Genomic DNA, 10,498 nt, shown 5'->3' with positions numbered 1-10,498 from the left:
TGGTCATGCTCACCTGCGGCCCCATCACCCTCGTCCTGCCGTGGGAGCGACCCCCCACTCGCACCGGCTGACCCACACCGATGCCGGGAGAGCCGTAGAAGCGCGGAACGCCGTCCTGTCGTTCGGGCAGACGCCCGCGCTGCAGGGTGCGAACCTTTCCGCCCGTGCCGGCGAGATCCTCGCCGTCACCGGCCCGAGCGGCTCCGGCAAGTCCACGCTGCTGCACTGCCTGGCCGGGATCCTCGTACCCGACTCCGGCGAGATCTGGTTCGACGGCCGCCGCGTCGACACCCAGCGCGAGCCCGAGCGCAGCGCGCTGCGCCGGGATCACTTCGGCTTCGTCTTCCAGTTCGGTCAGCTCGTCCCGGAGTTGACCGCCGAGGAGAACGTCGCCCTGCCGCTGCTGCTCGCCAAGTCCCGCAGGCCGAGCGCGCTGGCCGAGGCCCGGTCGTGGTTCGGGCGGCTCGGCCTGGACGGTCTGGAGGGGCGCCGGTCCGGCGAACTCTCCGGCGGGCAGGCACAGCGTGTCGCACTGGCCCGCGCCCTGGTCTCCCGGCCCAAGGTGCTGTTCGCCGACGAGCCGACCGGGTCGCTCGACTCCCTCACCGGCGAGCACGTGATGGACCTGCTGGTCGCCTCCGTGCGCGAGGAGGGCACCACCGTGGTCCTGGTCACCCACGAGCCGCGGGTGGCCGCCTTCGCGCGCCGGGAAGTCATCGTCCGCGACGGCAAGGCGACGCCGCTGTCCGTCGGGCGGCTCGCCTCGTGATCCGCCTCGGGCTGCGCCTGACCCTGAGCGGCGGCAGGGAGGCCGCCGCCCGCCTCGCCGTCATCGCGTCCGCCGTCGCCCTCGGCGTCGGCCTGCTGCTGAGCATCCTGGCGGCCATCAACGCCACCGCCACCCAGAACAACCGGAACGCCTGGTTCAACACCGGCTCCGGCACGAGCGCGTCGAGTCATTCGGCGGGGAAGGCGGACACGGACCCGCTGTGGTGGCTGCTCAGGGCGGACCACTTCGACGGCGAGATCATCGGCCGCGTCGACGTCGCCGCCACCGGTCCGAACTCCCCGGTCCCACCGGGGCTCTCCCGCCTTCCCGGGCCGGGCGAGTTCTACGCCTCACCGGCCCTCAGCAAGATCCTCCGCTCCACCCCGGCCGCCGAACTCGCCGACCGCTACCCCGGCCACCAGGTCGGCACGGTCGGCAAGGCGGCGCTCCCTGGCCCGGACTCCCTGGTCGTCGTCATCGGCCACAGCCCCGATCAACTCGCGAAGCAGCACGACGCCACCCAGGTCACCTCGATCACCACCGTGACCCCAAGCAGCTGCAACGGAACGAACTGTACGGTCAGGGCGGGCATCGACAGCAGAGGCATCAAGCTCATCCTCTCCGTCGCGGGCACCGCCCTGATCTTCCCTGTACTCGTCCTCATCGGCACGGCCACCCGGCTGGCAGCCGCCCGCCGTGACCAGCGCTTCGCCGCGATGCGCCTGGTCGGCGCCACGCCGCGGCAGATCTCGATGATCTCAGCCGTCGAATCGACCCTCGCCGCGGTCATCGGCACGGCCGTCGGCTTCGGCCTCTTCTACCTGTTCCGTACGCAACTGGCGGCGGTCGACCTCACGCATACGCCGTTCTTCGCCGACGATCTCACGCTCCGGACCAGCGACATCCTTCTCGTCTGCGTCGCCGTCCCGGTGGGAGCCGCGATCACGGCCCGGATCGCCCTGCGCCGCGTGCAGGTCTCCCCGCTCGGGGTCACCCGGCGCGTCACGCCGCGCCCGCCGCGGGTCTACCGGGTAATCCCACTGGGCGCCGGTATCGCCGAACTGTCGTACACCATCGGCCGGGTGCCCAGGAGCACCAACGGCCAGATCTGGGTCTTCGTCCCGGGAATCCTGCTGGTCCTGACCGGCCTCGTCATCGCCGGACCCTGGCTGACCATGACCGGAGCCCGCGTCCTGGCCCGGCTTACCAGCCGGCCCGCGCTGCTCGTCGCGAGCCGGCGGCTCGCGGACGACCCGAAGGCCGGCTTCCGCGCGGTCAGCGGGCTGGTCCTCGCCCTGTGCGTCACCAGCGCGGCCGTCGGGATCATCGGCTCGCTGAACGCCGAGCGCAGCATCCCGCAGGCCGGCCAGACGGTCGCCGGCGCCTTGGGCGCCAACTACGTCCAAGGCTTCAACCGCACTACCGGACGCCAGATCGGCAGCGTGCCCCCGCTCTCGAAGGCCACGCTCGGCGACCTGAACTCCGTACCGGGCGTCGAAGGCGTGCTGATGATTCACACGAACCCGCTCGGCACCGCGGACCCGGCCGCTCGGGACTCCCCAGGCTCTGTGACACCGCCGGTGGCCGGCCTGGCCTCGTGCGCGGAGCTCGTGAAGATGCCGGCCCACAGCTCATGCGCCTCCGGAGCCGAAGCGGCGTCGGTCCCCCAGAACTACGGCACCTTCGGCATGTACAACTGGGAGCGCTGGCCCACGGCATGGCCGGCCGCCGGCATCTCCGCCCAGCGCCTGGCCCGCCTCCCGGTCCAGGAGATCGTCGTGGCCACCAACGGGTCGACGTCGGCGATCGAACGCGCCCGCACCATCCTCGCGAACACGTATCCCGACCAGGACGTCCCATGGACCGTCCGCGAGGAACACGCCGAACGTGGCGCACAGCTCGCCGGATACCAGCAACTGGCCAACGTGGTCATCCTGGTCAGTTTCCCCATCGCCGGCTGCAGCCTGGCGGTGAGCGTGGCCGGGGGCCTGCGCGACCGCAAGCGCCCCTTCAGCCTGCTGCGGCTGACCGGCACACCGCTCGGGGTGCTGCGGCGGGTGGTTCTGCTGGAGAGCGCGGTCCCGCTCCTGGTGGTCGCCGTGGTGGCGATCGGGATGGGCTTCCTGGCTGCCCAGCTGTTCGTACAGGCCCAGTTCCGGTACTCGATCCGAGCACCGGGGATCCAGTACTACGCGATCCTGTTCGCCGGGCTCGTCGCCTCGCTGGGGGTCATCGCATCCACCATGCCGCTGCTCAGGCGCATCACGGGACCCGAAACGGCACGCAACGAGTAGCAGGTACGACAACGGCTCGGGCCGGCTGACTGCAGCCAGCCCGAGCCGTCCGTCGTTCAGGGCCGCGGGATCGCCGACTGAGCGTCTCAAGCAGGATCCTGACGGCACATCCTTGAAACGCCGCACGATCAGGAACAAGCCGCCCGACAGCACGTGAACGGCTTCATCACCGTCCTGGACAGCACCCTCGACCTCGCCCACCCGACCTTCGCTCATGCCCAGGCCAGAGCCAGATCTGGACGCCCGCCTGCGTGTCGGACCGGTCGATCCGGTACTTCCCGCGTAGTAGGCGGTGTGCCGCCCCGGGGCCGACGACGTCCGCACGGCAGGCGTCCAGGATCGGAGGCGACGCTCGAACCCCGACAGGACACACACCGGACACCGAGGACGCGAGGCCCGTGGACACCCCGATGCACAACTCCGCCCCATTCGCCCCCTCCACCCAAACGACGCACCCGCACGAGGCGCGCCGCCCCCGCCGCCGCGGCACGCTGCTGCCGCCGCAGTGGCGCAAAGTACTACGGGCCGCACACGTGACGGTCTCCGTCGGACTGCTGGGCAGTGACGCCGCCGTGCTGGCCCTGGCCTCGGCGGGGCGGCTGGGCAGCGACCCGGTCACCGTCTATCCGGCCGCCCACATGATCGGCGAGCTGCTGCTTCTGCCGCTGGCCGTGCTGGCCCTGGCCACCGGCGTCGCACTGGGGCTGCTCACGCCCTGGGGTCTGCTGCGCTACTGGTGGGTGGTGATGAGCCTCGCGGTGACGGCCGCAGGCACCGGCCTGGCCACGTTCGTACTGGTTCCGGGCCTGGGCGCGGCAGCCACGGCAGCGCTGGCCCGGCATCCTGTCGCCGACGCCACTGGGCTGGTCCGGGATTCGGGCGCGGCCTGCTGCGTGCTGATCGCGACCGTCGTGCTTTCGTACGTCAAGCCCTTCGGGACGGTGCGCCGCAGGCCCCGCACCAAGCGCCCGGCCCCGACCGCGCCCTGAGCCGCGGCGAAGCAGTGCGGTCCGATGCCCGACCTATGCCGAACGGGACGGCCTCGGCTGGCGGCGGACCACCACCCCGGGCGACCGGGTGTCGGGCTCCGGCTTCAACGCCCTCTCCGCAGAGTCCCCGAGGACGTCTGGCTGACGGGGGACGCCGGCGATGCCTGCGTTCACCGAGCACTGGGACGGCTCCACTGGCGGACCGTCAGCGCGCCGGTCCAGCCCAACAACGGCGCGGGACTCCTCGGCGTGGCCACCGTCTCCCCGACCAACGCCTGGCTGTCGGCTGGGCCACCGCCGACGACGAGAGCGGCGAATTCACCGTGCTGCTCGATCACTGGGACGGCACCGCGTGGAAGGCCGTGCCGCTGCCTGCCGGGGCCCCGGTCGCCGTGCTCGACGCGGCCAGCGCCGTCTCCGCGCACGACGTGTGGGCCGTCGGCTTCGACACCGGCGACCAGCCCGTACTGCTTCACTACGACGGCGCCCACTGGAAGCAACTGCTCAAGCCACCGATCGACGGGTTGTCCGGGGAGCTGAACGCGGTGAGCGCCGACGGCGCCGGCGAGGTGTGGGCCGTGGGCAGGGTGGTGACCAGCGAGACCTACCGCGGCCATGCGCTCGTGCTGCACTGGAACGGTAGCGGCTGGCGGCAGGTCAAGGCACCCGCCGGGGCGGGTCCGCTCTCCTCGGCCGCCATCGCGCCCGGCGGCGTGGTCGCCGTGGGCCAGGACACCGCGCAGGAGCAGGGCATCGCCCTGCGGTGGAACCACGGCGCCGTACGGCTCCAGACCCTGCCCGCGCCGGAAGAAGGCTCCTTTGTCCGACCCGCCGGCGTCGGTGTCAGCGCACGTGCCGCGACCGTGGTCGGCAGCGCCATCACCCCCCAGGCGCTGCTGCCGGCGCCGCTGCTGCTCACCGGGCGACTGTGATCTGCGGCGAGGCTGAACCGGCAGCGGGGGCTCCTGCCGCCAGAGGCAGGAGCCCCCCGCCTCAGCCGTTCAGGTACGCCAACCCTTACGCCAGCAGCAGTCCACACCCGCGGTCAATCCCGGTCATCCATGACCGGTGTGATCGGCCCCCTTGTCGCCAGGACACGGCCGGAAAAGCGGAAGGTCGCCCCGAACGGCAGACTTGCCGGCCTGCCCGCCCAGTGTCCGGCTCATCCGGTCGGTCACGACTTCACGAGCGAAGTCGCAGTTCCAGGGCCTGTGGTTTGGACATCAGTAGGTGACATCAACGGGGGCGTACAGCCGTGCGCGGCGGCATCCCGCAAGCGGTGGACGGGCCAGGAGATCCCGGTAGGCGAGCGGTTCGCGCTGGTGCTGCACGCGCCGTGTATCAGCTGGTCCGCCCACGCCGGGCACGGGAACCTTCCCCACCCCGTTCTGCGGAGCCTTTTCTGGTGGCCGTGTCGAAGCGGGCCCGGTTCTCCCGGATCTCGTCGTGGTGGATGCCGGCCCAGTCGATCAGGGACACCACGATGTCGTGCAGGGTGAGGCCCAGGGGGGTGAGGGCGTACTCCACGCGCGGCGGCACCTCGGCGTAGGCGGTGCGGGTGATCAGTCCGTCGCGATGCAACTGCCGCAGGGTGAGGGTCAGCATGCGCTGGGAGATCCCGGGGATGCGGCGCAGCAGGTCGGTGTAGCGCAGCGGGCCGTCGTCCAGGGCGGCGATCACGAGCGTGCTCCACTTGTCGCCGGCCCGGTCCAGGATCTGCCGGATGATCTCCCTGTTCTCCGCCGGCCAGCGGGCGCAGGGCCCCGAGACTGCGGCGATGTCCGTCCCGCCTGGGACCTGACCTGCGGCGATGTCCATGGCGCACATTCCCTTCCGGTCGCGCACACGCATGTGCCTTTTGTACGGCACTCCATACTGGCCCATCATGGCGCTACATCCAAAGCGTAAGTATTGGAGGTGCCCGCCGTTGAAGGTGGAAATCTGGTCCGACCTCACGTGCCCGTGGTGCGGTCTGGGCGACCATCGTCTCGACAGAGCCGTGGACCGGTTCACCCATGGCGGCGACATCGAGCTCATCCACCGCTCCTACCCGCTGGACCCCGGCCTCTCCAGCAGCCCCGCGGTACCCACCCGGCAGATGCTCAAGCAGAAGTACGGGATGGACGACGCCCAGGTCGAGGCAGCCACCCGCCGCATCGAGGTGCTGGCCGAGCGCGAGGGACTGAGGCCCTACATCGTGCTGGACAACAAGAAGGCCAACACCCAACTGGCCCACGAGTTCCTTGCCCACGCCACCGCCCAGGGCAAGCACGCACAGGCGTGGCACCTGAGCTTTCGCGCCTACTTCGGCCAGGCCCGCTCGCTCTTCGACATGGATGCGCTGCTCGAACTGAGCGACGAACTCGGCCTGGACCGGGACGAGACCCGGCAGGCCCTCACCGAGCGCCGCTTCAGGCAGCAGGTGAAGGACGAGGCCCGCCGCGCGGGCGCCCTCGGCGCCCGCGGTGCGCCCTTCCTCCTCATCGACGGCCAGTACGCCCTCTTTGGCGCCCAGGAAACCGACACACTCCTCGGCGTTTTCCAACAGGTATGGGACGCCACCCACCCGCAGCCCGTCCAGACCCCGGCCGGGGACACCGAGGGGCTCTGCGGCCCAGACGGATGCGCGCTACCCAGCCATCACGCCGCCCGTGGCTGACCCCCGCTCTACTCCGCCGCCCTCATGGCCCGGTGGGTCGCATGAAGCACGACCCTCCTTCCATCGCCCCGCACGAAAGGCATCGTTTCTCATGTCCTACCTGTTGCACATCGACTCATCCTCCCTCGGTACCGCCTCGGTCTCCCGCCAGGTCGCCGACTCCTTCCGGGACGCCTGGACGGGCGAGGTCGTCCACCGGGACCTGGCCGCCCAACCCGTGCCGCACCTGAGCGCGGCGGCCATCTCCGCCCAGGTCACCGATCCCGCCCAGCACACCGCGGAGCAGGCCGCAGCCGCCGCCGTCCAGGACGAACTCATCCAAGAGTTCCTCGGGGCCAGTGCCTACCTGTTCACCGTGCCGATGTACAACCGCACGATGCCCTCGGTGTTCAAGGCCTGGCTCGACCAGGTCATCGTCGTCGGCCGGACCATCAACCCCACCGGCACAGCCCCCGCCGCCGGCCGCCCGGCCGTGCTGATCTCCGCCCGTGGCGGCGGCTACGGCCCCGGCACCCCCAACCACGGCAAGGACTTCCTCGTCCCGACCCTGGAGTCCGTCCTGGGCGACCCCGCCTACCTCGGCCTCGACATCACCACCCTTACCGCCGAACTGACCAAGGCCCCCGTCGTCCCGGCGCTCGCCCACCTCATTCCGGCCCACGAGGCCTCCCTGGCAGGCGCCCACGAGCAGGCCCGCGCGCAGGCCGAGAAGATCAGCCAGCAGCCCGCCGCCTGACTCACCCGACACCACCGCCGCGGTGGGGCCAACACAGCCCCACCGCCCCAGGCGTGGCGGTACGCGTGACGAGGCCGCAATTCCAAGGCCTGGCGCGTGACATCAGCCACCGACATCGACACAGGTGAACAACCACGCACGGTGGCACGCCCGCAATCGGCGGACGAGCCAAACGATCCCCGCAGTCCAGCGGTTCGTGATGGTGCTGCACGCCCCAACGGTTCAGAAGGTCCCAAGCCCGCAACAGATTGACCGCCGTGCGCGCCGCACGTGCGCTACCGGGTCGGTGCCGGCACCAGAAAGGAAGCCGTCGGCTGCTGAACAGCGGCAGGCGGACGGCCGCAAGTGTCAGTGGTGCCTCCCACCAAGATCGAGCAGCGGCCGGCTCCCGGCCCCAACCGTCCAAGCGTGTCGAGCCGCGCTTCAACTGAAGTCGACCCGCGATGGCAGACAGTTGGCAAGGAAGGCGTCTCGATGCGTCGTGGCAGCAGAGGCGTTAGCGTTGTCCCCAGAGCAGTCGTGGTTCCGAGTCGTGCGCCCGTGGACACCTTGCCCGCGGGCGCTTTGCTGTGTCAGCCCTCTTCGGACCAGGGCGATCACCTCCGGGCCCGCACCGTGCAGGCCCGAACCCCCTACGAAGGAGACAGGCATGGCCAAGGGCACTGTGAAGTGGTTCAACTCGGAGAAGGGCTTCGGCTTCATCGAGCAGGAGGGCGGCGGCCCGGACGTCTTCGCCCACTACTCCAACATTGCCGCTCAGGGCTTCCGCGAACTGCAGGAGGGCCAGCACGTGGAGTTCGACGTCACCCAGGGCCAAAAGGGCCCCCAGGCGGAAAACATCCGCGTCATCTGACCCCAGCACCCGAACAGGCCCGGCACCCTGAAGGGTGCCGGGCCCCCGTGTCCGGCCGCCGGCCGCAAGCACTCCGGGCTCACCGACATCAACCGAGCCGTCCCTGGCCCGCGCGGCCGCCGGCTCCCAGAGCGCAGCGCGGGCTCGGGGACGCCACCAGGCGGACGCCGAGCACTCAGCGGGCGCGCACCTCAGACATCCGCGACACGCCCGAGGGCGCTGATCCGCACCACCTCTTCACCACTGCCTTGCGTGGTGGGGCAACCGACGGAATTCTGGGGCCTGCTGAAACGAGCCATCGTGAGGTGAGGATCCCGCCTGTCGGTGTGGGGAATCCCCTGCCGACCTTTCGTCCGCGCATTCCGTCACTTCGGGAACCTCAAGTCATCGGACCTTCGGGAGGCTCAGAGGACGACGAATGTGACGGCATCGCCGCCGGGCCCGCGTCAGGATCGACCATCACCCACGGCAGGCCCTCGAACTGCGCGACGATCCGGCTCCAACCATCGCTTCGCGCACCGCCGGTGGGAGCGGCATCGTCCAGCCAGATCTCCGTGCCCGGCGGAAGGTCCTCCGGTCCGCGCTCGGTGCCGATGACGAGGGTGAACTCGGGGTCATCAGGACTGCTCCGGCTGTAGTACATGTCCCCGTCGCGCCATGCTTCCATGGCGAAGTCCGCAAGGATCGCCCGCCCGTGGCGGCCCTCGGGAAAGAGCAGAAGCAGAGTGTCGCCCCGCACAGGCACGTCGGCGTCAGCGACACGGGCCGCCAACGCCTTGATGGGGACGGCGGGCTCGACCTGGAGACCGAAGCCGGTACGGTGCGAGCCGGTCACGGTCACGATGTGGTACGGCACGCCATATCTTCCCACCGTTCCTGAGGACTGAGCATGAGTTGCACAGGCTCAGTCGGGCGCTCCGAACGGTGTTGAGCGTCCTGGTCTCCCGCGTTCGCGCCGCGTCCGGTCCCAGTGGATCGTGTCCGTGGTCCTAGGATGCGGGGGGGGCTCCCTCACGCACCGGGGTGCCGCGTGCGGCCTGGGCGGTCCGAGAGCCCACACGATCGCTCTGGTCGTGTGGGGGCGGTGCCGTCCGTCGCCGGATGCGGTGCCCGAGGGCGCGCCTGCCGATCGCGATGCTCGCGGCATCGTGACGGCTGGTTTTCCTGGTCTTGCCGGTGAGCGGTTTTTGCCAGTGCTGGGCGCCCCACCTGCTGGTGTAGGCCGGGTCCACGGCGACGATGGTGATGCCAAGTTCGGCCGCCATACTGACGAGCCGGGCCCGCAGCTTGGACACGGGCATGCCGGAGATCAACCGCCAGAACCGCTTCCGGCGCCCGTGCTTCTCCCGGGTTTTCTCCACGGTGAAGTCGAGGTCTAACTTGCCGCCATGCTGGGCCGGTTCGGACAAGACCAACTCGGTGCGCTCGGTCTGGTCCCCAACGCCGTCGTACTGTCGCCGATGCGCTCCATCGGCGCCGCCGTTGCCCGGCTCCGCGCCGAGGGCCACGAGATCCGTCACGAGGATGTCGGCCGGCTCTGCCCGGTCGAGCACCGCAACCGCAACGTGCTCGGCCGCTGCAGCTTGACCGCGTCCGTCCCGTGTGAAGGGCTGTGGTCCTTGCGCCGAGGTGGACGTTGGTGGCGCGGCGGTGTGGGTGTCGTCGGTTGGTTGGTCGTGTCCGTCAGTGCGCTGGGCGGTCGAGGGCTGCGACCTCGCGTACGGCTGCGGCGATGGCCGGGAAGTCTTTTTTGAGTATCGCACCGTGGTTGCTGGCGACCTTCGCGCCGATCTGGATGTACGGGTTGCGGGCCCTCACCGCGTCGAGGCTGGTGCGTATCTGTTCCTGCTCGTCACCGCGGCTTCCAAAGGACGTTCCCGACGCCACCACGTAGCGCACCGGGACGGTGATGTCGTCCAGCACGGGGGCCAGTTCGCGTTCGCGGGAGAGCCGGCCGAGCTCGATGTTGCTGTCCGCCTGCTGTTGGGCGGTCATCCGCGGGGCCAGACCCGTGGGGCGCAGCAGGGGCAGGAACCAGCTCATCCGCCCGAACAGTTTCCGGATCCGCTGCTCCATGGCCTCATCCAGCCAGTCGTAGGGGAACGCGCCGTCGACCAGGACCGCGCCCAGGGTGCGCTCCGGGTTCCGGCCGGCCCAGTGCGCCCCGACGACCGCCCCGTAGGACCAGCCCACCAGCA

At 70.5% G+C, this 10,498-nt stretch carries 10 protein-coding genes and 2 pseudogenes; 8 read left to right on the top strand and 4 right to left on the bottom strand.

Annotated elements, in window-relative coordinates; all coding sequences use genetic code 11:
* Positions 1-40: 40 nt before the first annotated feature.
* The 4 genes from ACWDA7_RS45710 (at position 41) to ACWDA7_RS45695 (ending at position 4,984) form a co-directional block, all read left to right on the top strand.
* Positions 41-769 carry an ABC transporter ATP-binding protein gene (locus tag ACWDA7_RS45710; RefSeq protein WP_450613187.1) on the top strand — a complete coding sequence of 243 codons (729 nt, stop codon included), beginning with the start codon at positions 41-43 and terminating at the stop codon, positions 767-769.
* Positions 766-3,063, top strand: a complete 2,298-nt coding sequence (locus ACWDA7_RS45705) for an FtsX-like permease family protein (RefSeq protein ID WP_450613183.1) — start codon at positions 766-768, stop codon at positions 3,061-3,063. Before ACWDA7_RS45710 ends, ACWDA7_RS45705 begins: the two co-directional genes overlap by 4 nt.
* Positions 3,064-3,461: 398 nt before the next feature.
* Positions 3,462-4,052 (top strand): hypothetical protein, encoded by a 591-nt coding sequence (locus ACWDA7_RS45700; protein WP_450613181.1) that lies wholly within the window; start codon positions 3,462-3,464, stop codon positions 4,050-4,052.
* A gap of 323 nt (positions 4,053-4,375) precedes the next feature.
* The gene (locus ACWDA7_RS45695; protein ID WP_450613179.1) at positions 4,376-4,984 is read left to right on the top strand and encodes a hypothetical protein; all 609 of its coding nucleotides are present in this window, start codon (positions 4,376-4,378) and stop codon (positions 4,982-4,984) included.
* Between the two features lie 409 nt (positions 4,985-5,393).
* Here the strand turns inward: ACWDA7_RS45695 and ACWDA7_RS45690 are convergent, their stop codons facing one another.
* The gene (locus ACWDA7_RS45690; protein WP_450613177.1) at positions 5,394-5,870 is read right to left on the bottom strand and encodes a winged helix-turn-helix transcriptional regulator; all 477 of its coding nucleotides are present in this window, start codon (positions 5,868-5,870) and stop codon (positions 5,394-5,396) included.
* A gap of 115 nt (positions 5,871-5,985) precedes the next feature.
* Between ACWDA7_RS45690 and ACWDA7_RS45685 the strand changes: the two genes are divergently transcribed.
* The 3 genes from ACWDA7_RS45685 to ACWDA7_RS45675 all read left to right on the top strand — a co-directional run bounded on the left by ACWDA7_RS45685 (position 5,986) and on the right by ACWDA7_RS45675 (position 8,300).
* Positions 5,986-6,711, top strand: coding sequence for a DsbA family oxidoreductase (locus ACWDA7_RS45685; protein WP_450613185.1), 726 nt, complete (start codon positions 5,986-5,988; stop codon positions 6,709-6,711).
* Between the two features lie 91 nt (positions 6,712-6,802).
* On the top strand, positions 6,803-7,447 hold the full coding sequence (locus ACWDA7_RS45680; protein WP_450613175.1) for an FMN-dependent NADH-azoreductase: 645 nt from the start codon (positions 6,803-6,805) through the stop codon (positions 7,445-7,447).
* Positions 7,448-8,096: 649 nt separating this feature from the next.
* Positions 8,097-8,300, top strand: coding sequence for a cold shock domain-containing protein (locus tag ACWDA7_RS45675; RefSeq protein WP_432938323.1), 204 nt, complete (start codon positions 8,097-8,099; stop codon positions 8,298-8,300).
* 379 nt (positions 8,301-8,679) lie between these two features.
* Here ACWDA7_RS45675 and ACWDA7_RS45670 read toward each other — a convergent pair whose 3' ends face one another.
* Together ACWDA7_RS45670 and ACWDA7_RS45665 are read right to left on the bottom strand one after the other, a co-directional pair.
* Positions 8,680-9,156 (bottom strand): hypothetical protein, encoded by a 477-nt coding sequence (locus ACWDA7_RS45670; RefSeq protein WP_450613173.1) that lies wholly within the window; start codon positions 9,154-9,156, stop codon positions 8,680-8,682.
* A pseudogene (locus ACWDA7_RS45665) lies at positions 9,138-9,676 on the bottom strand (transposase); the annotation flags it as partial. The gene ACWDA7_RS45670 and the pseudogene ACWDA7_RS45665, both read right to left, overlap by 19 nt.
* 30 nt (positions 9,677-9,706) lie before the next feature.
* Here ACWDA7_RS45665 and ACWDA7_RS45660 point away from each other — a divergent pair.
* Positions 9,707-9,910: pseudogene (locus ACWDA7_RS45660) on the top strand (Tn3 family transposase); the annotation flags it as partial.
* Between the two features lie 73 nt (positions 9,911-9,983).
* Here the strand turns inward: ACWDA7_RS45660 and ACWDA7_RS45655 are convergent.
* Positions 9,984-10,498, bottom strand: a 515-nt coding sequence (locus tag ACWDA7_RS45655; protein ID WP_450613171.1) for an alpha/beta fold hydrolase, incomplete at its 5' end; no start/stop codon positions are given.

Source organism: Streptomyces sp. NPDC001156, from assembly GCF_053598275.1.
The sequence above is the reverse complement of the archived record's forward strand: the minus strand, read 5'-3'. Positions and strand labels throughout refer to the sequence as shown.

Coding starts and splice junctions, on each gene's coding strand:
- ACWDA7_RS45680 (WP_450613175.1), top strand. CDS start 6,803: ATGTCCTACCTGTTGCACATCGACTCATCCTCCCTCGGTACCGCCTCG.
- ACWDA7_RS45675 (WP_432938323.1), top strand. CDS start 8,097: ATGGCCAAGGGCACTGTGAAGTGGTTCAACTCGGAGAAGGGCTTCGGC.
- ACWDA7_RS45690 (WP_450613177.1), bottom strand. CDS start 5,870: ATGGACATCGCCGCAGGTCAGGTCCCAGGCGGGACGGACATCGCCGCA.